This window comes from Catellatospora chokoriensis (assembly GCF_011297315.1).
Taxonomy (GTDB): Bacteria; Actinomycetota; Actinomycetes; order Mycobacteriales; family Micromonosporaceae; genus Catellatospora; species Catellatospora citrea.
Window position 1 is genome coordinate 113,295 of the sequence record NZ_JAAOTI010000020.1, and the last position, 25,405, is coordinate 138,699.

Annotated in this window: 30 protein-coding genes; 13 read left to right on the forward strand and 17 right to left on the reverse strand. The window is 72.2% G+C overall.

Features of this window, described 5'->3' with window-relative positions:
* Positions 1–41: 41 nt before the first annotated feature.
* A complete protein-coding gene (locus tag HAV39_RS27350; RefSeq protein ID WP_191842061.1) occupies positions 42–701 on the reverse strand; it encodes a response regulator in 660 nt (219 codons plus the stop codon).
* Positions 701–1,957, reverse strand: a complete 1,257-nt coding sequence (locus HAV39_RS27355; RefSeq protein WP_203736405.1) for a sensor histidine kinase — start codon at positions 1,955–1,957, stop codon at positions 701–703. Before HAV39_RS27355 ends, HAV39_RS27350 begins: the two co-directional genes overlap by 1 nt.
* Positions 1,958–2,088: 131 nt before the next feature.
* Between HAV39_RS27355 and HAV39_RS27360 the strand changes: the two genes are divergently transcribed.
* The 4 genes from HAV39_RS27360 (at position 2,089) to HAV39_RS27375 (ending at position 6,248) form a co-directional block, all read left to right on the forward strand.
* Positions 2,089–2,994, forward strand: coding sequence for an ATP-binding cassette domain-containing protein (locus HAV39_RS27360; RefSeq protein WP_191842062.1), 906 nt, complete (start codon positions 2,089–2,091; stop codon positions 2,992–2,994).
* The gene (locus tag HAV39_RS27365; RefSeq protein ID WP_203736406.1) at positions 2,991–3,845 is read left to right on the forward strand and encodes an ABC transporter permease subunit; all 855 of its coding nucleotides are present in this window, start codon (positions 2,991–2,993) and stop codon (positions 3,843–3,845) included. Before HAV39_RS27360 ends, HAV39_RS27365 begins: the two co-directional genes overlap by 4 nt.
* A 147-nt stretch (positions 3,846–3,992) precedes the next feature.
* A complete protein-coding gene (locus HAV39_RS27370; RefSeq protein WP_275413949.1) occupies positions 3,993–5,312 on the forward strand; it encodes a cytochrome P450 in 1,320 nt (439 codons plus the stop codon).
* A gap of 207 nt (positions 5,313–5,519) precedes the next feature.
* The gene (locus tag HAV39_RS27375) at positions 5,520–6,248 is read left to right on the forward strand and encodes a hypothetical protein (RefSeq protein WP_191842064.1); all 729 of its coding nucleotides are present in this window, start codon (positions 5,520–5,522) and stop codon (positions 6,246–6,248) included.
* Between the two features lie 9 nt (positions 6,249–6,257).
* Here the strand turns inward: HAV39_RS27375 and HAV39_RS27380 are convergent, their stop codons facing one another.
* On the reverse strand, positions 6,258–7,481 hold the full coding sequence (locus HAV39_RS27380) for an epoxide hydrolase family protein (RefSeq protein ID WP_191842065.1): 1,224 nt from the start codon (positions 7,479–7,481) through the stop codon (positions 6,258–6,260).
* Between the two features lie 229 nt (positions 7,482–7,710).
* Here HAV39_RS27380 and HAV39_RS27385 point away from each other — a divergent pair, with 229 nt between their 5' ends.
* The 3 genes from HAV39_RS27385 to HAV39_RS27395 all read left to right on the forward strand — a co-directional run bounded on the left by HAV39_RS27385 (position 7,711) and on the right by HAV39_RS27395 (position 11,644).
* Positions 7,711–8,589, forward strand: coding sequence for an aldo/keto reductase (locus HAV39_RS27385; protein WP_191842066.1), 879 nt, complete (start codon positions 7,711–7,713; stop codon positions 8,587–8,589).
* Positions 8,590–8,655: 66 nt separating this feature from the next.
* Positions 8,656–9,927, forward strand: coding sequence for an MFS transporter (locus HAV39_RS27390; RefSeq protein ID WP_239120758.1), 1,272 nt, complete (start codon positions 8,656–8,658; stop codon positions 9,925–9,927).
* Between the two features lie 409 nt (positions 9,928–10,336).
* Entirely contained in the window at positions 10,337–11,644 is a 1,308-nt protein-coding gene (locus tag HAV39_RS27395; RefSeq protein WP_191842130.1) for a carbohydrate-binding protein, read from the forward strand.
* A 55-nt stretch (positions 11,645–11,699) separates the two neighbouring features.
* Here HAV39_RS27395 and HAV39_RS27400 read toward each other — a convergent pair whose 3' ends face one another.
* From HAV39_RS27400 to HAV39_RS27410, 3 genes are all read right to left on the reverse strand, one after another.
* Complete coding sequence (locus HAV39_RS27400; RefSeq protein WP_191842067.1) at positions 11,700–12,116, reverse strand: GNAT family N-acetyltransferase; 417 nt, start codon at positions 12,114–12,116, stop codon at positions 11,700–11,702.
* A gap of 62 nt (positions 12,117–12,178) precedes the next feature.
* A complete protein-coding gene (locus HAV39_RS27405; RefSeq protein ID WP_191842068.1) occupies positions 12,179–12,835 on the reverse strand; it encodes a response regulator in 657 nt (218 codons plus the stop codon).
* Positions 12,832–14,016, reverse strand: a complete 1,185-nt coding sequence (locus HAV39_RS27410) for a sensor histidine kinase (protein WP_203736408.1) — start codon at positions 14,014–14,016, stop codon at positions 12,832–12,834. The genes HAV39_RS27405 and HAV39_RS27410 overlap by 4 nt, the downstream gene beginning before the upstream one ends.
* Before the next feature lie 131 nt (positions 14,017–14,147).
* On the opposite strand from HAV39_RS27410, the gene HAV39_RS27415 reads away from it, so the two are divergent.
* Complete coding sequence (locus HAV39_RS27415) at positions 14,148–14,711, forward strand: hypothetical protein (protein ID WP_191842069.1); 564 nt, start codon at positions 14,148–14,150, stop codon at positions 14,709–14,711.
* Positions 14,712–14,735: 24 nt separating this feature from the next.
* On the opposite strand, the gene HAV39_RS27420 is transcribed toward HAV39_RS27415, so the two are convergent.
* Positions 14,736–15,155: a ribosomal maturation YjgA family protein gene (locus HAV39_RS27420; protein WP_191842070.1), complete on the reverse strand. Its 420-nt coding sequence runs from the start codon at positions 15,153–15,155 to the stop codon at positions 14,736–14,738.
* Between the two features lie 118 nt (positions 15,156–15,273).
* Entirely contained in the window at positions 15,274–15,879 is a 606-nt protein-coding gene (locus HAV39_RS27425; RefSeq protein ID WP_203736409.1) for an RNA-guided endonuclease TnpB family protein, read from the reverse strand.
* Between the two features lie 101 nt (positions 15,880–15,980).
* On the opposite strand from HAV39_RS27425, the gene HAV39_RS27430 reads away from it, so the two are divergent.
* Positions 15,981–17,405 (forward strand): serine/threonine-protein kinase, encoded by a 1,425-nt coding sequence (locus tag HAV39_RS27430; RefSeq protein WP_191842071.1) that lies wholly within the window; start codon positions 15,981–15,983, stop codon positions 17,403–17,405.
* Positions 17,406–17,436: 31 nt separating this feature from the next.
* Here the strand turns inward: HAV39_RS27430 and HAV39_RS27435 are convergent, their stop codons facing one another.
* A complete protein-coding gene (locus HAV39_RS27435; protein ID WP_239120759.1) occupies positions 17,437–17,991 on the reverse strand; it encodes a TetR/AcrR family transcriptional regulator in 555 nt (184 codons plus the stop codon).
* Between the two features lie 105 nt (positions 17,992–18,096).
* On the opposite strand from HAV39_RS27435, the gene HAV39_RS27440 reads away from it, so the two are divergent.
* Positions 18,097–18,606, forward strand: coding sequence for a DoxX family protein (locus HAV39_RS27440; RefSeq protein WP_191842073.1), 510 nt, complete (start codon positions 18,097–18,099; stop codon positions 18,604–18,606).
* Between the two features lie 5 nt (positions 18,607–18,611).
* Here the strand turns inward: HAV39_RS27440 and HAV39_RS27445 are convergent, their stop codons facing one another.
* Positions 18,612–19,151, reverse strand: a complete 540-nt coding sequence (locus HAV39_RS27445; RefSeq protein WP_191842074.1) for a V-type ATP synthase subunit I domain-containing protein — start codon at positions 19,149–19,151, stop codon at positions 18,612–18,614.
* A gap of 311 nt (positions 19,152–19,462) precedes the next feature.
* Here HAV39_RS27445 and HAV39_RS27450 point away from each other — a divergent pair, with 311 nt between their 5' ends.
* Positions 19,463–20,050, forward strand: coding sequence for a TMEM165/GDT1 family protein (locus HAV39_RS27450; protein ID WP_155375119.1), 588 nt, complete (start codon positions 19,463–19,465; stop codon positions 20,048–20,050).
* A 47-nt stretch (positions 20,051–20,097) separates the two neighbouring features.
* Here HAV39_RS27450 and HAV39_RS27455 read toward each other — a convergent pair whose 3' ends face one another.
* From HAV39_RS27455 to HAV39_RS27465, 3 genes are read right to left on the reverse strand one after another with little or no spacing between them, the layout of a single operon-like run.
* Complete coding sequence (locus HAV39_RS27455) at positions 20,098–20,451, reverse strand: hypothetical protein (RefSeq protein ID WP_191842075.1); 354 nt, start codon at positions 20,449–20,451, stop codon at positions 20,098–20,100.
* Positions 20,452–20,482: 31 nt separating this feature from the next.
* Entirely contained in the window at positions 20,483–20,962 is a 480-nt protein-coding gene (locus tag HAV39_RS27460) for an SRPBCC family protein (protein ID WP_191842076.1), read from the reverse strand.
* Between the two features lie 32 nt (positions 20,963–20,994).
* Positions 20,995–21,372, reverse strand: a complete 378-nt coding sequence (locus HAV39_RS27465) for a winged helix-turn-helix transcriptional regulator (RefSeq protein WP_191842077.1) — start codon at positions 21,370–21,372, stop codon at positions 20,995–20,997.
* A gap of 128 nt (positions 21,373–21,500) precedes the next feature.
* Between HAV39_RS27465 and HAV39_RS27470 the strand changes: the two genes are divergently transcribed.
* The gene (locus tag HAV39_RS27470) at positions 21,501–21,866 is read left to right on the forward strand and encodes a DoxX family protein (RefSeq protein ID WP_191842078.1); all 366 of its coding nucleotides are present in this window, start codon (positions 21,501–21,503) and stop codon (positions 21,864–21,866) included.
* 99 nt (positions 21,867–21,965) lie between these two features.
* Here HAV39_RS27470 and HAV39_RS27475 read toward each other — a convergent pair whose 3' ends face one another.
* Positions 21,966–22,457 carry a DUF1877 family protein gene (locus HAV39_RS27475; protein WP_191842132.1) on the reverse strand — a complete coding sequence of 164 codons (492 nt, stop codon included), beginning with the start codon at positions 22,455–22,457 and terminating at the stop codon, positions 21,966–21,968.
* Between the two features lie 239 nt (positions 22,458–22,696).
* Between HAV39_RS27475 and HAV39_RS27480 the strand changes: the two genes are divergently transcribed.
* A complete protein-coding gene (locus tag HAV39_RS27480) occupies positions 22,697–23,308 on the forward strand; it encodes a DUF4240 domain-containing protein (RefSeq protein WP_239120760.1) in 612 nt (203 codons plus the stop codon).
* Here HAV39_RS27480 and HAV39_RS27485 read toward each other — a convergent pair.
* From HAV39_RS27485 to HAV39_RS27495, 3 genes are read right to left on the reverse strand one after another with little or no spacing between them, the layout of a single operon-like run.
* Positions 23,303–24,256: a hypothetical protein gene (locus tag HAV39_RS27485; RefSeq protein ID WP_191842079.1), complete on the reverse strand. Its 954-nt coding sequence runs from the start codon at positions 24,254–24,256 to the stop codon at positions 23,303–23,305. The two genes, HAV39_RS27480 and HAV39_RS27485, sit on opposite strands and share 6 nt — an antisense overlap.
* Complete coding sequence (locus HAV39_RS27490) at positions 24,253–24,612, reverse strand: PadR family transcriptional regulator (RefSeq protein ID WP_239120761.1); 360 nt, start codon at positions 24,610–24,612, stop codon at positions 24,253–24,255. The genes HAV39_RS27485 and HAV39_RS27490 overlap by 4 nt, the downstream gene beginning before the upstream one ends.
* A gap of 60 nt (positions 24,613–24,672) precedes the next feature.
* Positions 24,673–25,293 (reverse strand): hypothetical protein, encoded by a 621-nt coding sequence (locus tag HAV39_RS27495; RefSeq protein ID WP_191842080.1) that lies wholly within the window; start codon positions 25,291–25,293, stop codon positions 24,673–24,675.
* Positions 25,294–25,405 lie beyond the last annotated feature (112 nt).

Sequence of the window (25,405 nt, forward strand, 5' to 3'; positions counted from 1 at the left end):
ACAGCCGCCCCGATGACGCTGCCGAACAGCAGCCGGTCTGGTCAACCGGGCGGGGTGACCAGACCGAGCTCGTACGCGGTGATGACGAGCTGGACGCGGTCGCGGGCCGCCAGCTTGGCGAGCAGCCTGGCGACGTGCGACTTCGCCGTGGCCGGGGAGATGAACAGCTCCTGGGCGATCTCGCCGTTGGACAGTCCGCGGCCGATCAGGGTCAGCACCTCCCGTTCCCGCTCGGTGATGCCCGGATCGGGGCGAGGGGTGCGTGGGGTGGTGGCCGGGGCCGCCGCGAAGTCGGCGATGAGGCGGCGGGTGACGCTCGGCGCGATCAGCGCGTCCCCGGCGGCGACGATCCGGATCGCGGCCAGGATGTCGTCGAGCGCCATGTCCTTGACCAGGAACCCGCTGGCCCCCGCCCGCAGCGCGCCGTAGACGTGGGCGTCCTCGTCGAACGTGGTGAGCATGAGCACCCGGGCGGGGCCCGCGGCGGCGGTGATCTGCCGGGTGGCCTCGATGCCGTCCATGCCCGGCATGCGGATGTCCATGACCACCACGTCGGGACGCACCTCGGCGGTCAGCCGGACCGCGTCCCCGCCGGTGCCGGCCTCGGCGACCACCGCCAGGTCGGACGTCTCGTTGATCAGCACCCGCAGCCCGGACCGCACCAGCGGCTGGTCGTCGGCGAGCAGCACCCGGACCGTCATCACGCCTCCGCTCGCATGATGCGGGACGGGACGGAGGCGGTGTGCTCCGACGCCGCGCCCGGCGGTGCGGGCACGCCGACAGGCGACGACGGCTCGGGCAGCGGCAGGCGTGCGACGACCCGGAAGCCGCCCCCGGCGTGCGGTCCGGCGGTGAACTCGCCCCCGAGCAGGGCGACCCGCTCGCGCATACCGATGATGCCGAAGCCGGATCCGGGCTGCGGGCAGCCCCGGCCCTCGTCGGCGACCTCGAGCCGCAGTTCGGCCGCCCGGTAGTCCACGGTCACCGTGCACCGTGGCGTCGCCGCGTGGCGCACCACGTTGGTGACGGCCTCCTGCACGACCCGGTAGGCGGACAGCTCGATGTCGCCGGGCAGCGGCCTCCGGTCACCGCGCCAGTCCAGCTCGACGTGCACCCCCGCGCCGGCGGTGGTGGCGGCCAGCCGCTCCAGGTCGGCCAGCGCCGGGGCGGGCGGGGCGACGCCGCCGGGGCCGTCCTGGCGCAGCCCGACCAGCATCCGCCGCAGGCCGGCGAGGGTCTCGCGGCTGGTGTCCTCGATGGCCCGCAGGGCGTCGCGGGCCTCGCCCGGCTGGGTGTCGATGACGCGGCGGCCCATGCCCGCCTGGATGGCGATGACGCCGATGCTGTGCGCGACCATGTCGTGCAGTTCCCGGGCGATGCGCAGGCGTTCCTCGGTGGCGCCCTGGCTCGCGGCCCGGATCCGGATCGCCTCGGCGTGCTCGCGGCGGGCCCGCACCGAGTTGCCGACGGTCCAGGCGAAGGCCATGGCCAGGGTGGGGATCTCGAACTCGAAGACGGGCGTGTGCAGTCCGTTGGCGTAGCCGATGAGGACCTGGACGAACAGCGCGACGACGGCCGCGGTGGCGGAGAGCCGCCGCGACCGGTTCGCCGCGACGACCGCCACGGCGAGGTCGGTCGCGATGATCTGCAGGTAGCGCATGTCGGTGAGGTAGGCGGTGTCGTGGCCGTGGATCGCGACGGTGGCCGCGGCGCAGCCCAGCAGCAGCAGTGCCAGCGCGGCCGCCGGCCGGCGGCGCAGCAGCGCGAACGGCAGGGCCAGCGCGAGGGCCGGCAGCAGGTGGCGCGTGGACAGCCATGCCACCAGGTACGGGGCACCGTCTTTCGCGCCTTCGGCGATCGTGAAGTACACCAGCACCGGCGATGCCAGGGCGCCGGTCCAGGCCGGCACGGTGCGCACCGGCGAGGGCAGCCGACGACGGGAGGGGTTCGTGTCCACGAGGCGACGATAGCCAGGTCAGCGTGTCACGGCATCGGCCCGTGGGCGTACGCCCCAGGGATGCACGCCGCCGCGCGTTTGCCGTCCACGGCCCGATGCCCCCGGCCGCCGCGCCGGACAGGATCGCTCTCATGATCGAAGTCATCGGCCTGACCAAGCGCTATGGCGGCAAGACCGCCGTCGACGACCTGTCCTTCGCCGTGCGGCCCGGGCATGTCACCGGCTTCCTCGGCCCGAACGGCGCGGGCAAGACCACCACGCTGCGGGTCGTCCTGGGCCTGGACGCACCCACCAGCGGCGTGGCGACCGTCGACGGGGTGCCGTTCCGCTCGCACCGGCGCGGCCTGCATCACGTCGGCGCGCTGCTCGACGCGCAGCAGGTGCACGGCGGGCGCAGCGCCGCGGCCCACCTGCATGCCCTGGCCCGCGGCAACGGCATCGGCCGGCGGCGGGTCGGCGAGGTGCTGGCCGAGGTGGGGCTGACCGACGCGGCACACCGCCGCGTCGGCGCCTTCTCGCTGGGCATGAAGCAGCGGCTGGGCATCGCGGCGGCGCTGCTGGGCGACCCGCCGGTGCTGATGTTCGACGAGCCGATCAACGGCATGGACCCGGAGGGCGTGCGCTGGGTGCGCCACCTGTTCCGGCGGCTGGCCGCCGAGGGCCGCACCGTGTTCCTGTCCAGCCACCTGATGACCGAGATGGAGCACACCGCTGACCAGCTGGTCGTCATCGGCCAGGGCCGGCTCATCGCCGCCGAGCCGCTGCGCGCGTTCGCCGACCGCGGCACCCGCCAGCGGGTCACCGTACGCACCCCGCAGGCGGCCGTGCTCGCCGCCGCGCTGACCGCGGCGGGTGCGGCGGTCGACGCCGCACCCGACCACCTCGCCGTACGCGGGCTGCCCGCCGAGCGCATCGGCGCGCTCGCCTTCGCCAACGGTGTCGAACTGCACGAGCTGGCCACCCGCACCACCACTCTGGAGGAAGCCTTCATGGAGATCACCGCTGGTCACGCCGACCACCTGGCCGGGTCGCGATGACCATGTCCCTGCACCCGGCCCGGCAGGCCGCCCGCAGCCGCGCCGCCGCGCCGCGGGCCCGCTTCACCGACCTGGTCGCCGCCGAGTGGATCAAGCTGTGGTCGCTGCGGTCCACCCCGTGGACGCTCGGCCTGGCCACGCTGTTCGTCGTCGGCGCGGCCGCGCTGGCCGCCAAGGCCGACTACGACAACTTCCCCTTCTACGACCCCGAGGCCCAGCGGGAGCACATGTTCTCCCTCGGCGACGCGTTCCCGCAGGAGGGCTACCTGACCCTGATGCTGGTCGCCGCCAGCCTCGGCGCGCTGTCCGTGGTGTCGGAGTACGGCAGCGGCCTGATCCGGACCACGACGGCGGCGGTGCCCGCGCGCGGTGCGGTGGTGCTGGCCAAGGCCGTGGTGACGGCCGCGGTGTGGACCGTGACCGGCGCGCTCGTCGCCGGCGGCTCGTTCGCGGTGTCGCAGGCGATCCTCGCCGGGCGCGACGCCGCCGTGTCGGTCACCGATCCGGTGTCGCTGCGCGCCATCGCCGCCTCGGCGCTGCTCGCGCCGGTGTGCGCGCTGATCGGGCTGTTCCTCGGCGTGCTGATCCGGCACGCCGCGACCACCATGGTCACGGTCGCGTTCCTGCTGCTGATGCTCCCGGCAATGTTCTCCGCGGACAAGCGCTGGTCGGCCGAGCTGAGCCACCTGATGCCCGGCATCGCCTGGGGCCGCCTGGTCACGGGCTGGATGCCGCCGCCCCGCCCCGACCACTTCCCCGCCACCGTCACCGAGTCCTGGCTCGTCCTCGCCGCCTGGCCCGTCCTCCTCCTCATCCCCGCCCTCCTCACCGTCCGCCGCCGCGACGTCTAAAGGAAGGGCACCTTCACATCGCCATGCGTTGTAGAAGGTGCCCTTCCCAACAGTGAGCGGCACCCGACCAGCACATCGACCTGTTCCGGTGATGTCGCGGCGCGGCACGCGGACGCACACTGACGCCATGTCCATCGTGGCCGGCCGATGAGTCCGCGTGCCGCACATACCCCAGGCCCTCCGGGGCCGCGCGGCGTGCCGCTGCTCGGGATGCTGCCGCAGCTGGCCCGCGATCCGCTGGGCACCCTCGCCCGAGCCCGCGACCGGTACGGCGACGTGGTGCGCCTGCCCGTGCTCAGCGGCGCCGTCCACCTGCTGGCGCATCCCGACCACGTCGAGCGCGTGCTGGTCACCCGCAACGCCAACCACTGGAAGGGCAGGCTCTTCGGCCGGGCGGACTTCCTGTTCGGCAACGGGCTCGTGCTCAACGACGGCGAGAGCTGGCACGCGCAGCGGCGCGTGATGCAGCCGGGCTTCCACGCCGACCTGCTGCGCACCGCGGTCGGCGCGATGCTCGAGGTGATCGAGGACCACGCGCGGCGGTGGCGGCTCGCCCGGCGCGACGGCACGGTGCTGGAGCTCGAGTCGGAGATGACCGTGCTCACGCTGGACCTCATGGCCACCGCGATGTTCGGGGTGCGGCTCGGCGCCGACGAGCTGGCCACGACCGGCCGCGCCTTCGGCGTCGTGCTCGAACACGTCGGGCTGCGGTTCGCCACGTTCACGCTGCCGCCGGCGACGCCGCTGCCCGGCCGGGCACGGGCGCTGCGGGCCCTGGCCGCGCTGGAGGAGATCGTGGCCCGGCTCGTCGACCGGCACGACCCGTCGCGCGCCGACGTGCTCGGCATGCTCCAGCAGGCCGTGGACGTCGGCGCCATGTCGCCCCGGCAGCTGCGCGACGAGGTGATGACGCTGCTGTTCGGCGGGTATGAGGCGACCGCGCACACGCTGGCCTGGACCTGGCACCTGCTGGACCGCCATCCGCAGGTCGGCGACCGGGTGCGCGCGGAGGCGGCGGCCGCCGTCCCGGGTGACACGGCCGCCCTGCCGTACACCCGGCAGGTCCTGGACGAGGTCCTGCGGCTCTACCCACCGTTCTGGGAGGTTCTGCGCAGCAGCCACGAACCCGATGAATTCGACGGGCACGTCGTTCCCGGCGGCGCGGCGATCCTGCTGGTGCCGTGGCTCACGCACCGGCTGCCGGAGTTCTGGCCCGACCCGTCGGCGTTCGACCCCGACCGCTGGGCGACCGGGCCGCCCGCGCACCGGCACGCCTACTTCCCGTTCGGCGGCGGGCAGCGGCTCTGCATCGGACGCCCGCTGGCGCTGTTGGAGATGCAGCTGGTGGTTTCGCAGCTCAGCCGCGAGTTCCGGCCGCGCCGGGCGGACCGGCGGCCGGTACGCGAACGGGCACGCAGCACGCTGCGGGCCCGGCACGGCATCCGCATGGTGCTCGGCGGAACGTGACGGCCTGCGCCTGTCGGGATGTGCGCACATCGACGCAGGTGCAGGCCGCGCGTCCCGCGGGTCGGCGGAGCGGGTGACGCACCTTCCCCGCCAGCGGCGGGGCGACTACCATCGGCGCTGTTCTCGACGGTGCAGGCTGATCGGGAACGCCGACCCGGGCCGGCGGGAGTCGCGGCGTTGCGAACACTGGGGTGAGGAGAACCTGCGATGACCGACAACCGGTTGAAGGGTCGAGTGAAGGGGCTGTTCAGCGGCCCGGCGGAGAACGAGCCCATGGAGGAGCAGACCAGCAGCGTGCTGGCCGACCCGGAGGCGGAGCGGCAGGCGCTGCAGGTGCTGGTGCTGGCCCGGCGCACCGCCGACGAGCACGTCGGCAACGCGCAGGCCGAGGCCGACCGGATCAAGAGCGACGCCCGGGCCAAGGCCGACGACCTGGCCCGCGACGCGCGGGGCATCGTGGAGAGCGCCCGGCAGGAGGCGGCGCAGATCCAGGCCGCCGCGCAGGCGAGGTCCGTGGAGATCAGCCGCGAGGCGCAGGCCCACGCCGACAGCGCCCGCCGGGAGACCGAGCAGCTGGTCGCCGACGCGCGCGCCACCGCGGCGAAGATCGTGGAGGCCGCCCAGGCGAAGGCCGACGAGCTGGAGCGCGACGCCCTGCAGCAGTACGAGGACGTGGTGGGCAGCCTGGAGGGCAAGCGCTCGGTGCTGCAGCGGCGCATCGAGGCGCTGCAGAACTTCGACCGCGACTACCGGGCCCGGCTGCGCAAGTTCATGAACAGCCAGCTCGACGCCCTCGACCTGGACGAGCACCCCGCGCCCGAGGGCGATGAGGACGAGCACTTCGCCGAGGTGTCGGCGCCCGAACACAAGCAGCCCGCGGTGGTACGCCGCCAGCCTGCTGCCGTCGTGGTGCCGCAGGAGCGCCGCCGCCCCTGAGCGGCGGCGTCACCGGGCCCGACGCAGCGACCGCAGGCCGGTGCGGACCTCGTCCACGAACGCTGCCGGCTGCTCCCAGGCCGGGAAGTGTCCGCCCTTGGGCAGTCGGCGGTAGTGGACGAGCCCCGGGTATGCCTGCTCCGCCCAGCTCCGGGGCGGGGCGTAGATCTCGTCGGGGAAGACGCTCACGGCGACCGGGATCCGCACGCCCTTGACGGCGAAGAACGAGAACCGGTTCTCCGCGTACAGGCGCGCCGAGGAGACCCCGGTGTTCGTCAGCCAGTACAGCGTGATGTTGTCGAGCACGTCGTCGCGGGTGAGGCCCTCGGGCACGCCGGCGAAGGACCGTGAGATCAGCGCGAGGGTCCGCGGGTCGAGGTCGAGCATCCACGACGCGAGGAAGGTCGGCGAGTCGGCCAGCCCGGTCAGTGTCTGCGGCCGGGACCCCATCTGCAGCGCGTACGTGACGTGCTTCCACAGGAAGTCGAGCTGCTCGCATGCGGCCCGTTCCTCATCGGACAGTCCGGGCGGCAGGTTCGCGAGCGCGTCGGCCGCGCCGACGATGTCCTGCTGGAACAGCCGGTCGAGCTCGGCCGGCACGGCACAGGCCATGTTGGTGTGCATACCGGCCAGCCCGGCCACCTCCTGCGCGGCCATCAGGTCGACGACGATCGCGCCCCAGTCGCCGCCCTGCGCGACGTACCGGTCGTAGCCGAGGCGCTGCATGAGCGCCGCCCAGGCCCGGCCGACGCGGTCGGGACCCCAGCCGGTGGCGGCCGGCTTGCCCGAGAACCCGTATCCGGGCAGCGACGGGATGACCACGTGGAAGGCGTCGTCGGCGCTGCCGCCGTGCGCGGTCGGGTCGGTCAGCGGCTCGATGATCTTCAGCAGTGAGACGACCGAGTAGGGCCACCCGTGCGAGATGATGATCGGCAGGGCGTTCTCGTGCCGGGATCGGACGTGGAGGAAGTGGATGTCGAGCCCGTCGATCTCCGTGCGGAAGTTCGGCAGGGAGTTCAGCCGGGCCTCGCACCGGCGCCAGTCGTACTCCTCGGCCCAGTAGCGGGCGAGTTCCTGGATGGTGGCCAGCTGGGTGCCCTGCGACTGGTCGTCGACGGTCTCCCGGTCGGGCCAGCGCGTGTGCATGATCCGGGCTCGCAGGTCCTTGAGGTCGGCGTCGGGGATCGAGACCCGGAACGGCCGGATCGCCGACGCCGCGGTGCCAGCGGACATGGCGGCGTTCCTCGCTGTGCTGGTCGGGATTCGGGAAGGACCTCGCCCTGCGGGCCCCCTGTTCGCCTCATGCTAGGGCGGAATGGGGGTGCGGAGTTGCCGGAACGGCGATCCCGAACACTCGGTCGCAGCGCTCTCCCGACATTAATAACCTAACAAGGATCTTGGCTTTGCGCCATCGGGCACTTGAGGGACTGCGCAGCTCAATGACCGTGGCTATGGTCAGCCGATGCCTACTCCCCTGATCAACGCGAGCGCGGCGGGCACCTGGACGCTCGGCGACCTGACCGTCAACCGGATCGGATTCGGCGCGATGCGGCTGCCGGGCGGCGCCAACTACGGCTACGGCGCCGCCAGCGACCGCGACCGGGTCATCGGTGTGCTGCGGCGCGCCGTCGAGCTCGGCGTGAACCACATCGACACGGCGGCGTTCTACTTCTCGCCGCTGCGCTCGGCCAACGAGCTGATCAACCGGGCCCTTGCCCCGTACTCCGACGACGTCGTCATCGCCGCGAAGGTCGGGCCCGGCCGTGACCCGGCCGGAGAGTGGCTGCCGCTGGCCCGGCCCGACCAGTTGCGCGGGCAGGTCGAGGAGAACCTGCGCCAGCTGGGCCGGGACCACCTGGATGTCGTCTACCTGCGCCAGCACGGCCTGGACTCGGTCGCCGAGCACTTCGGCGCGCTGGCCGAGCTGCGCGACGCCGGCCTGATCCGGCACCTGGGCCTGTCCAACATCCGGCCGCAGCACCTGGCCCAGGCGCAGGCCATCGCCCCCGTGGTGAGCGTGCAGAACCCGTACGGCGTGGACACCAGGCGGATGCACGACGAGTTCCTGCGGGCCTGCGGCGAGCAGGGCGTCGCGTTCGTGCCGTTCTTCTCGGTCGCCGGCGAGGGCAAGGAGTCCGGCGGGGTCGCCCGCAACGAAACGGTGCTGGCGGTGGCGCAGGCGCACGGCGTGACGGCCGCGCAGGTGCGGATCGCGTGGACGCTCAGCCGCGGGCCGCACATGCTGGCCATCCCCGGCACCGGAAACCCGGACCACCTGGTGGAGAACATCGCCGCCGGGGCGCTGCGGCTGTCGGCCGAGGAGCTGGCCAGCCTGGAGTAGCACCGGACCGGCCGTCGGCCGGTCGCATCCGACCAGTTCATTCCACGGGGGAAGGAACCGCACCTCTTGACGACCATCACCAGTCAACCCACCGTCCCGCCACCGGACCGCTCCGGGCTGGTCGCCCGGGGGCTGATCCCCGAGCGCGGCCCGCAGCGCGTGATCGCGCTGGCGACCTTCGTCAACATGGTCGGCACCGGGGTCTTCATGACCAGCGCCGCCCTCTTCTTCACCCGCTCGGTGGGCCTCCCGCTGGCCAAGGTCGCACTGGGCATGGGTATCGCCGCCCTGGTCGGCATGCTGGCCGGGATGCCGGTCGGGCACCTCGCCGACCGGCGCGGGCCGCGCGAGATCTACCTGGTCACCCTGCTCGTCCGGGCCGTCTCGATGGCGTCGCTCGTGTTCGTCCACACGTTCTGGCTGTTCGTCGTGGTGGTGTGCCTGACCCAACTGGCCAACTCCGCCGGCGGGGCGGCCCGCGGGCCGCTGGTGCGGGGGTTCGGCGGCACGAACCTGACCGAGTTCCGCTCCTATCTGCGCTCGGTCGCCAACCTGGCCGGGTGCTGCGGGGCGCTGGCGGCGGGCACCGCCGTGCAGCTGGACACCCGGGCCGCATACCTGGCCCTGGTGCTGGGCAACGCGCTGAGTTTCGTGGCGTGCGCGGCCGTCATCACCAGGCTGCCGTCGCTGCGGCCGGTGCCGGTGCCGTCCGATGCGGCCGGTCGCTGGATCGTTCTCAAGGACGCGCCCTATCTCGTGGTCACCGGGCTCGACGCGGTCATGTCGATCCAGGGTCAGGTGCTGGTCTTCGCGCTGCCGCTGTGGATCACGTTGCGCACCGACGCGCCGCGCTGGTTCATCGGGGTGGCGGTGGCCGTCAACACGGCCCTGGTCGCGGCGCTGCAGGTCAGGGCGAGCCGGGGGATCGACACCGGTCCCGCCGCCGGGCGGGCGCTGCGCCGGTCGGGCGTGGCCTTCCTGCTCGGCATGGCGCTGATGGCCGCGACGGCGGGGATTCCGGGATGGATCGCCGTGGTGCTGCTGACCGTCGGGATCGCCGCGCACACGGTCGGCGAGCTCTGGCATGCGGCCGCCTCGCTGGAGTTGCAGTTCCGGCTCGCCCCGGCGCACGCCCAGGGCCAGTACACCGGCGTGTCCGGGTTCGGCACGGGCTTCGCGAACGTGGTCGCGCCCTCCGTGCTCGGCCTGCTCTGCATCACCTGGGGCACACCCGGCTGGCTGCTGATGGGCGGGATCTTCGTCGCGGTAGGACTGCTCGCCCCCGGCATCGTGCGATGGGCCGAGCGCACGCGCCTACCGGCCCCGTCCACCGCATAACGGCCCCCATATCGGACGGCGCAACCGCGCCCCGCCCGCCCCGCACGGCGCGGCGCGGCGCGGTCGCGGGACTCACCAAGGTCGTCGGACCTGCCTGGCACCTGTGCGTATCTTGAGCACGCATTCGCACATGTGCCAGGCAAGTCCGACGATCAAGGCACGCGGCGCGCGGCGCGGTGGGAATGTGCCTGGACCGCGCGGCAGCCCCTGACCTCGGCGGCGAGCTGGGGTCGCGATCCACATCCGACAGAGCGGCATATTGGCATCCGTCCACCCATAGACATTGACAGTAAAGCTTCCTAATAATGACGCCATGCCGAACTCCTCTCGAACGCTGCGCCGCTCAGCGCGCTGGGCGATCGCCGTCGCCACCAGCGCGGCGGCCACCCTCGCGGTCGCGGTCGTCTCCATGCCAAGCGGCCAGGCCGCGCCGACCCCGGTCGCCGCCCTCGTCGCCTGCACCGCCCCGGCCTGGGCCGAGGGCAACACCTACACCGCCGGCACGCAGGTCACCTACAGCGGCCGGCTCTACCGCGCCCTGGTGACGCACACCGCCTACGTCGGCGCGGGCTGGAACCCGGCCGCGACCCCGTCACTCTGGACCGACCTCGGCGCCTGTGACGGCACCCCGCCGTCGCCGACCCCGTCGGCCTCGCCGTCCCGGCCCCCGTCGCCGTCCCCGTCGGCCTCCCCCTCGAAGCCGCCGTCGCCGTCCCCGTCGGTCTCGCCGCCGCCGTCGCCGTCCACCTCCCCCGGCGGCACCACCTGCGCCGTCAAGTCCCGCCCGACCGGCAAGGTCCTGCACGGCTACTGGGAGAACTGGGACGGCTCGTCCAACGGCGTGCACCCGCCGTTCGGCTGGACGCCGATCACCGACACCCGCATCCGCCAGCACGGCTACAACGTCATCAACGCGGCGTTCCCGGTCATCCGCTCCGACGGCACGGTGCTGTGGGAGGACGGCATGGACGCGGGCGTGAAGGTCGCGACCCCGGCCGAGATGTGCGCCGCCAAGGCCGCCGGGCTGACCATCCTGATGTCGATCGGCGGGGCCACCGCCGGCATCGACCTCAGCTCGTCGACGGTCGCCGACCGGTTCGTCGCCACCGTCGTGCCACTGCTCAAGAAGTACAACTTCGACGGCATCGACATCGACATCGAGACCGGCCTCACCGGCAGCGGCAACATCAACACGCTGTCCACGTCGCAGGCCAACCTCATCCGCATCATCGACGGCGTGCTCGCCCAGATGCCGTCCAACTTCGGCCTCACCATGGCCCCGGAGACCGCGTACGTCACCGGCGGCAGCGTCACCTATGGCTCGATCTGGGGCTCCTACCTGCCCATCATCAAGAAGTACGCCGACAACGGCCGCCTGTGGTGGCTGAACATGCAGTACTACAACGGCAGCATGTACGGCTGCTCCGGCGACTCCTACTCGGCCGGCACGGTGCAGGGCTTCGTCGCGCAGACCACCTGCCTCAACACCGGCCTGGTCATCCAGGGCACCACCATCCGGGTGCCGTACGACAAGCAGGTCCCCGGCCTGCCCGCGCAGGTCGGCGCAGGTGGCGGCTACATGACGCCGTCGCTGGTGTCGCAGTCGTGGAACAGCTTCAACGGCCAGCTCAAGGGCCTGATGACCTGGTCCATCAACTGGGACGGGTCGAAGAACTGGACCTTCGGCGACAACGTCAAGGCGCTCCAGGGCCGCTGACGCACGAACCAGGGCTCCGTCCCCGCGGCATCGCGGCGGGGACGGAGCCCTTTCGTCACTGCCGGTACGGCCCGACCCGGAACACCCCGGTCATGCCCGGGTGCTCGCGGTAGCCGAACGTCTCGTACAGGCGCATCGAGTCACCTGCCGCGAACAGGCCGACGAACGAGCGCGGACCCGCCTGCGTGGCGATCCACCGCTCCAGCGCGGTCACGATGGCCCGGCCCACCCCGCGCCCCTGGTGCGCCGGCAGCACCGCGATGTCGTGCAGGTAGAAGTAGATCGCGCCGTCGCCGAGGACCCGCCCGACGCCGACGACCTCGCCCTCATGCACCGCGACCACGGCATGGCGGGTGCGTTCCAGCGACAGCGGCAGCGCGTCGAGGTCGTACGCGTGCTGCCAGCCCACCGCGCTGGTGACCGCGATGAACTCGTCGAGCGTCGGCAGCCTGTCGATCACTTCATAGGACACGGGCGGCGACTCTAGCCGACATATACCGACATAATCGGTTGCCACTCCGCGCCGGTCTCCGCTCAACCCGGTGGGCGCAGGCCGTGCTCGCGGGCCAGGATCGCCGCCTGCACCCGGCTGCGCAGGCCGAGCTTGGCCAGGATCCGGCTGACGTGCGTCTTCACGGTCGCCTCGGCCATCGCCAGCGCGTGGGCGACCTCGCCGTTGGACATGCCCGCGCCGAGGCAGCCGAGCACCTCCTGCTCCCGGCCGGTCAGGGTGTCCAGGTCCGGCGCCGCGGCCGGGTCGGTCCACCGCGGCGCGGCGAGGAACCGGTCCAGTAGCCGCCGGGTCGCCGCGGGCGCGATGATCGCGTCCCCGCGGGCCACCGTGCGCACCGCGTCGGCCAGCGCCCCGGCCTCGATGTCCTTGAGCAGGAAACCGGCCGCCCCGGCCCGCAGCCCGCCGAACACGTACTCGTCGAGGTCGAACGTGGTCAGGATGAGCACCTGGGCCAGCCGCTGCGCGACGATCTCGCGGGTCGCGGCGATGCCGTCGAGCACCGGCATGCGCACGTCGAGCAGGGCGACGTCGGGGCGCTCGCGGCGGCACAGCTCGACCGCCCGCGCGCCGTCGGCCGCCTCGCCGACGACCTCGATGTCGGGATGCGTACCCAGGATCAGCACGATGCCCGACCGCACGGCGGGCTCGTCGTCGGCGACCACCACGCGGATCGTCATACCCCCGCCTCCTGCGTGTGGCGCACCGGCAGCGACGCGCGCAGCCGCCACCGGCCGTCCTCCGGCCCGGCGGTCAGCGTGCCGCCCAGCAGCGCCGCCCGCTCGCGCATGCCGATCAGGCCGTGCCCACTGCCCGGAGTGGACCCGTCCCGGCGCAGCGCGTTGGCCGTCTCGATCAGCACCCGGTCGGCGTCGACGTCGACCCGCAGCACGGCCGCGCCCACGCCGTGCTTCCACGCGTTGGCGAGGCTCTCCCGCACGATCCGGTGCGCGGCGAAGTCGACGCTGACCGGCAGGGCCCGGTCCAGACCGCCGGTGTGCAGGTCGACGGCGAGCCCGTCGGCGCGCGCCTGCGCGACGAGCTGCGCCAGCGACGCCAGCCCGGGGCGGGTGGCCGGCTCGGCGGGTCCGCTGTCGCCGTCCTCGCGCAGCAGGCCGATCATCCGGCGCATCTCGGCCAGCCCGGAGACGCTGCTCTCCCGGATCTGCGTAACGGCCTGACGCACCAGCTGCGGGCTCGGGTCGGGCGCGGACAGCACCGCCGTGGCGTGGATGGCGATGGCGCCGAGCTGGTTGGCGACCACGTCGTGCAGCTCGCGGGCCATCCGGGCGCGCTCGTCGGCGACGGCCTGGCGGCGTTCCCAGGCGGCCAGCCGGGCCGTCTCCTCGGCCCGCAGCCGCTGGACTCGGGCCTGGTCGCGATACTGCCGCACGCTGATGCCGGTAACCGTCGGCAGCACCGCGACCAGCGCCACCACCAGGCCGAGCACGACACCGCGCCAGCTGCCCGAAGCGACCACACCGGCCGCCGCGGCCAGCACGGAGGCGGCGACCCAGCCGTAGAGGTTGGCCCGCCACAGCCACGGCCGGCCGTAGACGCAGGCGTCGTAGACGACCTGCGTGAAGATCAGCGCGGTGCCGAGCGAGCCGCCCAGCAGCGTGTCCGCGGCCAGCGCGAGCAGGCCGATCGCCTCGGCCGTGCCGGGGGCCAGCCGCCGCAGCAGGCAACAGCCCGCCATCACCGCCATCGGCACCAGCAGCACCCAGTGCGGGGCGTCGGACCACAGGCTCGCGCCGAAGAACATGCGCCAGCCGCCGGCCGCGTACAGGACCAGGCCGCCGGCGAACGAGACCAGGCTGATCGCCAGATCGGTGCGCCAGGAGGGCCAGCGTGCGGTCACCTGATGATCACAGCACACGGCGCGGACCGGCACGACCGGCCGGTGACCGAGACCGCATACATCCTTCGGTGTACGCCGGGTTCGTGCCGCGCGCCGAGGCGGGCTGCCCGGCAGCCGGACATGATCGGATCATGTTGCTGGTCGTCATCGCCGCCTGCGAGGTCGGTTTCTGGGTCATCCTCGGCGCCGGGCTCGCCGCCCGCTACCTGCTGCGCTGGCAGCGGGTGTCGACGGTGCTGCTGGTCGGGGTGCCGGTCACCGATCTCGTGCTGCTGGCCGCAACCGCCCTGGACCTGTCCCGCGGGGCGACCGCCACCTGGGCGCACGGGCTAGCCGCGGCATACCTGGGCTTCTCCGTGGCATTCGGCCCGTCGATGGTCCGCTGGGCCGACGTACGCTTCGCACACCGCTTCGCGGGCGGCCCTGCGCCGGTGCCGCCACCCCGCTACGGCACGGCCCGCACCCGCCACGAGTGGCGCGAGTGGGGCAAGGCCCTGATCGCGTGGGCGATCGCGGTGGCCGTGCTCGGCGCCGCGATCCTGCTGGTCGGCGACACCGACCGGACCGCCGAGCTGCAGGGCTGGATCGGCCGGCTCAGCCTCGTCCTCGGCATCTGGCTGGTCGGCTGGCCGATCTACTACACCCTCTTCCCCAAACGCGACCCGTCCCTCCGAAGAGGAGGGGCGCCTTCTTGACACCATCCCGTAGCGCGACGGCAGCTACCAAGGCTTCACGGGTGCCACGTCTGCCTGGGAACGTATACGGGCGCGAAGGAACCAATGCACGGCGACCAACGGGACGACGCCGACGGGATACCAAGCGACATCGATGGTGTCGAACTGAGCGCCCAGCAGCAGGCGCGCGAACGAGCTGCGTTCGGAGATCGCCGCCGGGACGGGGGTGAGCTGTGCGAACTCGATGAACCAGCAGTAGACGATCGCGGCGCTGCCCGCGAGCAGCGGGGACATCAGCGGCCGGATGAAGATCACTATCGTGTAGACGATGGCCGCGGACAAGGCGGCGCCTGCGTACTGTTCGATAGGCCCGTCCATCGTGGCGCGGATGGCGAAGGCCCCGGCCGCAAAGCCGGCTGCCGACACCGCCATCAGCGGCCGAATCCACCGCGCTGCGAACGACATCGAGCAATCATAAGCGGCCGCGCGGCTCAGGTGGCAGGTGGTCGGCGGCTTGCTGCAGCCCCCTGCCTGGCCCGCAATGCCGGATGGGCACTTCGGTTTATTGACCTGCTCCCCGCCCCTAAAGGACGGGGATTCCCTTGGTCGCCCTCGGTCTTTCCTGTTTCGCCGACGACTGCCCGGTCCGAGAGGTTCCTCGTCGAGGTCTTACATCGTCTCCGCAGGCTGTCACCGCCAGTCCGGCGGCCAGAATGTTGCGAGTCGCATTCACGTCACGGTCGTGAGCGGCCCCGCACGGGCACGCCCACTCCCGCACGTGCAGCGGCATCTTCTCCGCCAGGGCACCACAGGCCGAGCACAGCCGGGTCGAGGGGAACCAGCGGTCCACCACGACCAGGTCCCGGCCGTGCCAGGCGGCTTTGTACTCCAGCATCGTGCGAAACTGCCGCCACGCCGCGTCGCTGATCGCACGGGCCAGACGGTGATTCTTAACCATGTTCGCCACGGCCAGGTCCTCGATCACGATCGCTTGGTTCTCACGAACGAGTCGAGTGGTCAGTTTGTGCAGGTGGTCACGCCTGCGGTCGGCGATGCGGGCGTGGATGCGGGCGACCTTGACCCGAGCTTTGGCCCGGTTGGCCGAGCCCGGCTGCTTGCGGGCCAGGTTGCGTTGCGCGCGGGCCAGCCGCGGCCGGTCGGCGCGCTCATGCCGCGGGTTGGTGATCACGCCGGTCCGCCGTGGCGGCGGATCGGCTGTGCTTATCCTGCTCCGCAGGAGTTCCGATTCCTCCCCGACCTGATGGCCGGAGTATCCACGGAAGGAACCTGATGACCACGACCCAGCCTGTGAGGCTCAACGGCCGCTACCGCCTGGACTCGCGTATCGGCGCAGGCGGCATGGGCGAGGTCTGGCGGGCCACCGACGAGCTGCTGGGCCGGACCGTCGCGGTGAAGACGGTGCTGCCCGCGCTCGCCGACGATGCCGACTTCGCCCGCCGCTTCCTGGCCGAGGCGCGGGCGATGGCCGGGGTGCACCACCGCGGCGTGGTCGCCATCCACGACCTGTACCACGGCCCCGAGGGCGCATTCCTGGTCATGGAGTTCGTCGACGGCGAGCCCCTGTCGCAGGTGCTGACCCGCTACGGCCGGCTCGCCGCGCCGCCCGCGCTGCACCTGGTCGGCCAGGCCGCCGACGCGCTGCACGCGGTGCACGGCCGCGGCATCGTGCACCGCGACGTCAAGCCCGGCAACATGCTGGTACGCCCCGACGGCACGCTGCTGCTCACCGACTTCGGCATCGCCCGCCGCGACGGCGCGACCGCGCTGACCGCGACCGGCGCGGTCATCGGCACGCTGTCCTATCTGGCCCCCGAGCAGGTGCTGGGCCACCCGGCGACACCCCGCAGCGACGTGTACGCCCTCGGCGTCGTCGCCTACGAATGCCTGTCCGGGCGGCGGCCGTTCACCGCCGAGAACCCGTTCGCGGCTGCCATGATGCGCCTCAACCAGGCTCCCCCGCCGCTCGGCCCCGACGTGCCCGCCCCCGTGGCCGCACTGGTGGAACGCGCCCTGGCCGTCGAGCCCGGTGACCGCTGGGCGTCGGCCGCCGCGTTCGGCAGCGCGATCGCCCAGGTCGCCGCAGCCCTGCGCGGCGGACCACCGCCCCCGACGAACCCGGGCACCGCCGAGCAGACCGTGGTCCAGCAACGCGCCCCGCTGTCCCCGACCCTCGTGGAGTCCGTGCCGGCCGCCACCCTGCTCGCCACGCCGCACCCTGGGACGACAGCGTTCGCCACGCCGCAGGTGCACGCCGAGGCCACCGTCCTCACGCCTCGACCCGGCGCCGCCCAGCCGATGACTCCCGGCGGTGTGACGGTCCCGCCGGGGTTCCGGACCCGCGACGGCTACTACGTGCCGGTCGAGCCGATGTGCTGGGGCGGGCTGGTCATCCCCGGCGGGCTGGGCCGCACACCGCGCCGCATCGTGCCCGATGAGGAGCACTACTGGGAGACGTTCGCCGCCGCCGAGCTGCCCGAGGAGGCGGTGTACCTGCGTCAGGAGGAGCTGCTCGGGCACCCCGCGGTGGCCGCGGTGTGCACCGCGCGCGTGCTGGCCGCGTGCAGCCGTGACCCGGCCCGGACAGTCGGCTGGGAGCTGGAGCCGTGGCCGGTGCAGCTCGGCCGGGATCGCTGGATCTTCCACTGCCTGGCCGGGCCCGGCACGGGCGAATGGCTGGGCAGCGAATTCGCGTAAGGCAGAGCACTCGTCGAGGTGGGTCTCGGCGTCAGCCTTCGAGCAGCCTGCGCAGCACGGGACGGGCCGCGTCGACCGGATCCGTGCCGGCCGGTTCGGTCAGTGCCCCGGCCAGCCACAGGCTGGCGAACCCGTGGGCGATCGACCAGCCCGCCCGGGCCGTGTTCGCGCTGCCCGCAGGGGAGGCCGCGACGGCGCGGGCACCCTGCGCCAGCAGCGCCCCGGCCCGTTCCCTCGCCTGCCGCACGGCGTCGTCGTCGGCCCGGTAGAGCTTCGGCTGGAACATCACCCCGAAGTGGACCGGGTGCTCGGTGGCGAAGCGGACGTAGGCGAGTCCGGCCTCCAGGAAGTCCGGACCCGCCTGCTTCAGCGTCGCGGCGAGCAGGTCGAAGCCCTCCGCCGCGAGCGCCGTCAGCAGCCCGGCCTTGTCCCCGAAGTGGTGCGCGGGGGCGGCGTGCGAGACTCCGGCGCGGCGGGCCAGCTCGCGCAGGCTCCAGCCGTCGAGCCCGGACTCCCCGATGGCGTCGACGGCCGCGTCCAGCACCGTGCGCCGCAGGTCTCCGTGGTGGTATCCGATCGTCCTCACGTCCTTCCGCAGTGACCGAGGTCGCCATCTTTCCATTGACAAGTTCGTCGCGTCCAGACTACCGTCGGGCTCGAACTTGTCAATGACTAGATCAGGAGAAACGCCATGACACTCGCTGTACTGATCATCGGTCTGCTGGTCCTGCGCGCGCTCGGCGCGCTCGGCGTGCGCAGGTTCGCCACCTGGGCGGCCAGCGGCGCCCATGCGCTCGCCGCGATGCTGGTGATGACCGCGAGCGCGCACTTCGTCCCGGCCGGCGTGACGGTCATGCCGACCCATGCCGACCTGGTGGCCATGGTGCCGCCGTTCGTGCCCGCCCCCGACGCCATCGTGTACGCCACCGGCGTGCTGGAACTGCTCGGCGCGACAGGCCTCGTCGTCACCCGGACCCGCCGGGCCGCCGGGCTGTCCCTCGTGGTGCTGTTCCTGCTGCTCCTGCCCGCCAACGTGTACGCCGCGGTCGCCGATGTGCCGTTCCACGGCGCGCCCGCGTCACCGCTGTGGCAGCGCATCCCGGAACAGGTGCTCTACATCGGCGTCGCGCTCGCCGCCGCGCTGTCCACGCCCGCCCGTCGGCCGACCGCCGACACCCGGGCGGCCACCGCCGCAGCGTGATCCCGTCAGCGAGCAGGCTCGGCCTCCGGCCGGGCCTGCTGGGAACCGGCGGCGCTGAATCCGAGCAGGGCGAGTCCGCCGAGCACACCGGTCCACGGCGACGCGGCCTCCGTGACGGTCAGCGCGAGCACTCCGCCGACGACCGCCAGAGCGATCATGGTCCAGCCCAGGCGGCCGAAGACGGGCGCCCGGAACGCCGCCGCGAACGGCAGGAAGTGCGCGCCCACCGCGAACACCACCCATGGCACCGTCAGCAGCGGCTGGTGCAGGACGTTGTTGACGATTCCCGCGCCCACCGGGATGCCCACCGCCATCGCGGTCACGGACGCGCCGTAGACGCGGATCGCCTGCCGCGACGGCGGTTCGGCCGGCCCCTGCGCACCAGACGGCCGGATCACCGCGAACCACACCACGGCGACGAAGGCCAGCACTCCCACGACCCGCGCCAGCGTGTCCACCGGCGCAGCCAGCTGCCCCGCGTTGATGAGGACGAAGATGAGGCCGCCGATGGAGCCGATCATCGCTCCGATACGTTCTCCGCGCATCGCCCCATCCAACCATGATCACTCAGCGTGAGACGTGCGGGTACGAATCAGGCGAAGGCGGGAACGCCGCTGCCGCAACCTGTGTCCCCCGCCACTCAGGCCGTCGCGAACGGGGTTCGCTGCGCTAACGTTCGCAGCGCGAAGGGGAGTAGCTCCCAACGTGGTGGTCGACATACTGGCCCGCTCCGGCGGTCCCGGCCACCCGACCTGGCTTCGGCCAGGTGAGCGAGACCTTCGACTCAGGCAGTCCATGCCGGGTCGAGGTCGTCGCGCGCGTCTTCCACCCGGTGAACATGTCCCGGGAGGACGCAGTGGAAGGTTTCCTCGCCGCTCTGGCGATCAGTTTCGGCGTGATCTTCGTAGCCGAGCTGGGTGACAAGTCGCAGCTGATGGCGATGACGTTCGCCACCCGCTACCGCACCGGCATCGTGCTGGCCGGCATCACCATCGCCACCGCCGTCGTGCACCTCGTGTCGGTCGGCGTCGGCGTCGGGCTGGGCAGCGCGCTGCCGACCGGCTGGATCGCGTTGGCGGCCGGCCTGGCGTTCCTCGCGTTCGCCGCCTGGACGCTGCGCGGCGACAGCCTCACCGAGGAGGAGAAGACCAAGGCCCAGCGCGGCGGGAAGTCGGCGCTGTGGGCCGTGGGCGGCGCGTTCTTCCTCGCCGAACTCGGCGACAAGACGATGCTGGCGACCATCACCCTGGCCACGCAGCACGGCTGGTTCGGCACCTGGGTCGGCTCGACGGTGGGCATGGTCGCCGCCGACGCGCTGGCCATCCTGGTCGGCCGCTGGCTGGGCCGCAGCCTGCCCGAACGGGCCGTGCGCTACGGCGCGGCCGCGCTGTTCGTCCTGTTCGGCGTATGGCTGCTGGTGGACGCCGTCGGCCAGCTCACCTGACGCCGCCGGGGGGCGGCGTGCAAGACCGCGTCGCCCCTGCCGCCCCGCTAACGGACCAGTTTCACCAGCAGCTCGGTGTCGTTGTGGTGACCTTCGAAGTCGGAGAACTCGCCCGTCGCGAACGTCCAGCCGCCGTCGGCGATGATCGCGCGAAGCTTGTCCAGCGGCTGCCGGACCGCCTCCACGGGCATCTCCCACTCGCCGACGACGACCTCCTCGGCCCGCTGGACCAGATCGTCGAGGGTGTCGAACTCGTCCGGCTCGTCGTCGACGACCTCGTGCCACTCCCCTTCAGCGGCACGTCGCAGCAGCTCGGCCTCCATGGCCTCGACGCCCTCGATGTCCTCGTCCCAGTCGTGCTCGAAGTACGAGAAGCGGAGCAGGAGGCTTTGTCCGGTCATCGGCGGATCGTACAGCGGCCCGCCGACGGTCTCAGCCCTCGTCGACCTTCGCCAGCACCGCAGGGTCCTGGCAGCCGCGAGCGAAGCCCGCGATACGGCGGCGGATGTCCCGTCCCAGCAGCCACACGCCGACCCGGTCGGCGATCGGGCGGATCAGCGCGGGCCGGGTGCGGAAGTGGTAACGCCAGGTCGCGACCGTGTGCCCCGGCTCCCCGGCCGGGGCGAAGCGCCAGCCGCCGGCCATCATCTCGAAGAACCACGGCCCGCGGACCATCTTCATGCCCACGTTGGTGGGCGGGGCGTACGAGACGTACTCGCTGACCATGGTCAGGCCGTGCCGGGACCGGGTGAACGTGCGCACCCCCTTGCCCGGCCGGGCCGCGCCGTCGAGCAGCCGCTGCTCACGCACGAACGGGTCCCAGCGGTAGCGGGTCTCGCCGGTGGTCTGCGACACCGCGAACGCGACCGCGGGCGGGACGGGGACGATCGCGACGGCCTCCACGACGGGCATCGGGCCATCGTGCCACGCGGGACCGGCCCGGATCACCCGGTGCGCGTCTGGTAGGCGGCCCGGCTGGCCTCGATGTGCGGGACGTGTTCGATGGCCCAGCCGGCCAGCGCCAGCGCGGGTGGGATGAGGCTCTTGCCGGTGGCGGTCAGCGCATACTCCACTCGGGGTGGCACCTCGCCGAACACCGACCGGGCCACCAGGCCGTCCCGCTCCAGGTTGCGCAGGGTCAGCGTCAGCATGCGCTGGGAGATCCCCGGTATCTGCTGGTGCAGCTCGGTGAAGCGCAGCGTGCCCTGGTCGAGGGTCGCCACGATGAGCAGCGTCCACTTGTTGCAGATCTGGTCGAGGATCGCCCGGAGGGTCTGGCCGCCGTCTCCCCGGATCATGCACGTGTGCTCGTAGTCGGACATGACAACTCCCTGTGCCTCACGCACACACATGTGCCTTTTGTAAGCAGTTCGACGGTGACGCATCATGAAGCGACTTCCGGATGGTAACCATCCTGTTCACCGCCCTGTCTCGTCACCGAGGAGCGCCCATGGAACTCGCCTACTGGATCGTCGCGGCGCTGCTCGCGGTGTTCTACCTCTACGCCGGAGGCAAGAAGGTCGCGCAGAGCCAGGAGCAGCTCCAGCCCATGATGGGCTGGGTCGACCGCGTCCCGATGCCACTGGTCAGGACCATCGGCGCGCTGGAGATCCTCGGCGCGGTCGGGCTGATCCTGCCGCCGCTCACCGGCATCGCGACCTGGCTCGCCGTCGCCGCGGCGATCGGCCTCGCGCTGATCCAGGTCGGCGGCATCACGCTCCACCTGTCCCGCGGCGAGGCCCGCCTGATCGGCCTCAACATCGCACTCCTCGTAGCCGCAGCCGCAACCGCGTGGCTGGGCACGACCTGGCTCTGAGCAAGCTCTACCCGCTCACACGGCAGCCGTGGTAAGTCGTCTCGGGTGGTCGTCGACCGGCGGCGGTGGCAAACCCGGCACCTGAGCGTCGCGCACGCATCAGGTGATGGCGAGCAGTACCGCCTGGCCATCGTGTGCCGCGCTTCGATAGAACCGGTGCAGGTCGGCGAGGTTATCCGCCAGATAGTCGAACGCCTCCATCTCCACCACGTGGTTCGGGTAGATGCGGAGAGCCGTCATCGCCTGTGGATCGAACCGGGCGCGCAGCGCGTCGACGTCCAGCGCGTCGAGTGCGGCGGCGACCGCACGGACCGCCTCCGGCGTGAACAGCCTGGCCGGGCCGTAGCCGCCGTCCTCGCCGATCTCCTCGCCACCGAGCACGGCCTCGCCGGCACCCTGCCTGATGTCCCAGGCGGTGCCGGTGAGCAGGTAGTGGACGCCATGCCACGACTTGCCGAGGTCCAGTTCGGGCTCGGGCATCTCGCCGTCGTCGTCTTCGAGGTCGCCGTAGAGCAGGTCGTCCACGACCGCGGCGTCGTCGAGAACCGCCTGCAGCTCACCAGCCGACAACCGGCGTCCGATCAGCACCATGCTCACGCTTGTTCTCCTCCCCGCGACCGGTCGGTCACCACGACCAAGACCCGTCGGTCGCGGCATCGGGCACCCTATCGTGGCCGCCGGACGCGCGCGGCCGTCAGCCTTGACGGCGCCGTCCGCGGCCGAACCCGGGCGGGCTCGACATCGCCTTGCTCCTGGCTGCCCGCAACCGCCCGGCCGGGGCAGGCCGGCTCCGACCGCGATGTCCCAGCCCGCTGCCATACTCCTGCATCGTGAGCATCGAGGAGTTCTGGCAGGTGGTCGAGAAGGCCCGGGAGTCCGCGGCCGACCCGTCGGACGCCGAGGACGTCGCCGAACGGACGCTGGCCCTGCTGACCGCCCTGCCCGCGGAGAAGGTCGCGCTCCTGGCGCAACCGCTGTGGGACCTGCGGGCACGGTCCTACCGGTGGAACCTCTGGCATGCGGCGTATCTGATCAACGGCGGTTGCTCCGACGACGGCTTCGAGTACTTCCGCGGCTGGCTGCTCGCCCAGGGGCGCGCGGTGTTCGAGGGCGCGGTGGCCGATCCCGACACCCTCGCCGACCTGCCCGCGGTCCAGCGTGTCGCCGCCGGCGACGAGGCCGACCTCGAATGCGAGTCCATGTACGGCGTCGTGTGGGACGCCTACGAGGTCGTGACCGGTGGCCAGGAGCCGCCCGCAGTCATGGGTCGTTACCCGGGCTCGGCCCGGGATGGGACTTCGAGGACGCCGACGAGGACCGCCGACGCCTGCCGAAACTCGCCGCACTCTTCGACGGCTGAGAGCGGTGTTCAACGTGTTGACTTCGCATGCCGTGGCGGGGAGTCGACCTCGATTGGCGGGCCGACTCCCCCGGTGTCATAGCCGCGCCTGCCGGCGCACCAGCACCGCACCGGCGGCGATCAAGACCGCCGCGACGACGGCAGGAGCGATGATCGCGGACACGCTGTAGTCGTCGCCCTGGTGGCTCGGCAGGTAGCGGACACTCAGTCCCTGCAGGAACAGCGGCAGCGGCAGCACCGCCACCGCCAGGCCCACCCGTGCGTCCAGGAACGACCACACCAGCGCGCCCAGGCAGACGGCCGTCAGCGCGTACGGCTGCCAGCGGAGCGTGGCATTGAAGGCTGTCGGCAGGAGCAACACCGACAGCGGCACGGCCAGCAGCCACCACAGGGGTGCGCCGGGCACGGCAGGCCGCCGGCGCAGCAATGGCAGCATCAGCAGGAACGCCAGCGGCAGCGGCCAGAACTCGTAGTCCGCCATCCGGCTTTCCAGGAGAAACCAGCTGAGCTGCGCCCACAGCGGGGGTTCCTCGCCGGCCGATGTGATGAACCAACGGAGAATGGAACCGATCTGCGCCCACTGTTCGCAGGCGAACCCCACGGCAGCGATCACGGTGGCCCATCCGTAGCGGCCCCGGGCGGCCAGGAAAAGGGCCGAGACCACGGCCACGGTCGCGACGACGAACCCGAGCTCCGATCCCAGCCGCAGCCCGTCGCCGAGCAGGTCGGAGAAGACGACGCGGCCGGCCCGGGTCGCGGACAGCGCCGCGCCGTAGGCGAGCAGAAGCAGCGCGGCGACCCGCACCGCCGACAGCCAGGCCTGCCCGACGGGCAGACCCGTGGCGGCCCCGACCCGCGCCCGGAGTCCGCCGAGCATCAGCGCGGCGATCTCGCGCCGCGGCGGCCGCCCCTGCCCGGCCTCCGCCGCGTCGAGGAGCGTGCCCAGCATCTCCGCGCCGCGGTGATCGCGGTAGGCCTTCGGGTACAGCCGCAGCAGCCGCTCGTAGCGGCGTTCGGTCTGCGGGTTCACGCAGGCACCGCCCCGGGGCGTACGGGCCGTGCGGTGCTCGTGCCGCGTTCGGTGACGACGCGGGCGGCGTCGGCCAGCCGCGCCGCCTCCTCGCGCAGGGCGACCAGCCCGACTTCGGTGAGCGTGTAGTAGCGGCGGGCCCGGCCGTTGACGATCTGCTCGTCGGAGACCCGCACCAACTGCTCGCCGGCCAGCCGGTCGAGGGCCGCGTACAGCGTGCCGGTGGCGAGTTTGACCTGGCCGCGGGACAGCTCTTCGGCGCGCTTGATGATCGCCCAGCCGTGCAGGGGTTCGTCCTGAAGCGAGGCCAGGATGAAGTAGGTCGGCTCCCGCATCCTCATCGGAGTGAGACTCATGAGGACAAGATATGGCGATGATCTACCTATGTAAAGCCCCGCCGAGCCGCCTCCGGCGCGTCAGGCGGGCAGGTGTGTGCCGGAGGACAGGTTGAGTGTGGCCGCGAACGTCAGGTACAGCAGCCACAGGCCGACCAGGATGTGCAGCAGCCCCAGCACCTTCTGGCCGGGGTTGAGCGGCCCGTGCCCGTCGTGCGCGGGCCTGCCGCCGATGTTGAAGCTGGCGAAGAACTCCGCGACGTACACCAGGGTCAGGCCGGTGAAGAGCAGCCCGAGGGGCCAGTCCCCCGCCCTGAAGAAGACGAGCATGCCGAGGATGCCCAGCAGCACGAACGGGATGCTCATGTATCCGTTCGGCCTGGCGTCGGAGCCCTGCAGCCTGATCCAGCCCATGGCGAACCAGTGGATGCCGTAGGCGCTGAATGCCAGGGCCGCCATGTACAGCGTCTTGTTGGTGGTGAAGACCTCGAACCAGGTCAGCCCGACGAAGAGGTAGAGGCCGACCAGGAACTGGCAGAAACCGGGCATCCAGATGCCCCACACCCCGTTGCTGCGGTCGACGTTGCGGTCGCGGGGCGGGTAGCCGAACAGCTCCTGCGGGCCGTAGATCAGGTAGCCGGTGGCGAGTCCGAAGAAGCCCAGCGCCACCGGCACGAACATCGATGCCGGAAGAGTTTGCATGGCAGCGTTCCCCTCGTGCGCTTCGCCGCCGCCTCCGGACTGCACAGCCCGGCTCGGGGTGAGAACTGCCAGCGGCCACGATCACTTTACTGCGATACGGACTGCTTTGATC

What these genes read in the sequence shown, in the direction of transcription:
- HAV39_RS27350 (WP_191842061.1), bottom strand. Translation starts at nt 701, where the DNA reads ATGACGGTCCGGGTGCTGCTCGCCGACGACCAGCCGCTGGTGCGGTCC.
- HAV39_RS27360 (WP_191842062.1), top strand. Translation starts at nt 2,089, where the DNA reads ATGATCGAAGTCATCGGCCTGACCAAGCGCTATGGCGGCAAGACCGCC.
- HAV39_RS27365 (WP_203736406.1), top strand. Translation starts at nt 2,991, where the DNA reads ATGACCATGTCCCTGCACCCGGCCCGGCAGGCCGCCCGCAGCCGCGCC.
- HAV39_RS27370 (WP_275413949.1), top strand. Translation starts at nt 3,993, where the DNA reads ATGAGTCCGCGTGCCGCACATACCCCAGGCCCTCCGGGGCCGCGCGGC.
- HAV39_RS27375 (WP_191842064.1), top strand. Translation starts at nt 5,520, where the DNA reads ATGACCGACAACCGGTTGAAGGGTCGAGTGAAGGGGCTGTTCAGCGGC.
- HAV39_RS27380 (WP_191842065.1), bottom strand. Translation starts at nt 7,481, where the DNA reads ATGTCCGCTGGCACCGCGGCGTCGGCGATCCGGCCGTTCCGGGTCTCG.
- HAV39_RS27385 (WP_191842066.1), top strand. Translation starts at nt 7,711, where the DNA reads ATGCCTACTCCCCTGATCAACGCGAGCGCGGCGGGCACCTGGACGCTC.
- HAV39_RS27395 (WP_191842130.1), top strand. Translation starts at nt 10,337, where the DNA reads ATGCCAAGCGGCCAGGCCGCGCCGACCCCGGTCGCCGCCCTCGTCGCC.
- HAV39_RS27405 (WP_191842068.1), bottom strand. Translation starts at nt 12,835, where the DNA reads ATGACGATCCGCGTGGTGGTCGCCGACGACGAGCCCGCCGTGCGGTCG.
- HAV39_RS27415 (WP_191842069.1), top strand. Translation starts at nt 14,148, where the DNA reads ATGTTGCTGGTCGTCATCGCCGCCTGCGAGGTCGGTTTCTGGGTCATC.
- HAV39_RS27420 (WP_191842070.1), bottom strand. Translation starts at nt 15,155, where the DNA reads ATGTCGTTCGCAGCGCGGTGGATTCGGCCGCTGATGGCGGTGTCGGCA.
- HAV39_RS27430 (WP_191842071.1), top strand. Translation starts at nt 15,981, where the DNA reads ATGACCACGACCCAGCCTGTGAGGCTCAACGGCCGCTACCGCCTGGAC.
- HAV39_RS27440 (WP_191842073.1), top strand. Translation starts at nt 18,097, where the DNA reads ATGACACTCGCTGTACTGATCATCGGTCTGCTGGTCCTGCGCGCGCTC.
- HAV39_RS27445 (WP_191842074.1), bottom strand. Translation starts at nt 19,151, where the DNA reads ATGCGCGGAGAACGTATCGGAGCGATGATCGGCTCCATCGGCGGCCTC.
- HAV39_RS27455 (WP_191842075.1), bottom strand. Translation starts at nt 20,451, where the DNA reads ATGACCGGACAAAGCCTCCTGCTCCGCTTCTCGTACTTCGAGCACGAC.
- HAV39_RS27460 (WP_191842076.1), bottom strand. Translation starts at nt 20,962, where the DNA reads ATGCCCGTCGTGGAGGCCGTCGCGATCGTCCCCGTCCCGCCCGCGGTC.
- HAV39_RS27465 (WP_191842077.1), bottom strand. Translation starts at nt 21,372, where the DNA reads ATGTCCGACTACGAGCACACGTGCATGATCCGGGGAGACGGCGGCCAG.
- HAV39_RS27470 (WP_191842078.1), top strand. Translation starts at nt 21,501, where the DNA reads ATGGAACTCGCCTACTGGATCGTCGCGGCGCTGCTCGCGGTGTTCTAC.
- HAV39_RS27475 (WP_191842132.1), bottom strand. Translation starts at nt 22,457, where the DNA reads ATGGTGCTGATCGGACGCCGGTTGTCGGCTGGTGAGCTGCAGGCGGTT.
- HAV39_RS27490 (WP_239120761.1), bottom strand. Translation starts at nt 24,612, where the DNA reads ATGAGTCTCACTCCGATGAGGATGCGGGAGCCGACCTACTTCATCCTG.
- HAV39_RS27495 (WP_191842080.1), bottom strand. Translation starts at nt 25,293, where the DNA reads ATGCAAACTCTTCCGGCATCGATGTTCGTGCCGGTGGCGCTGGGCTTC.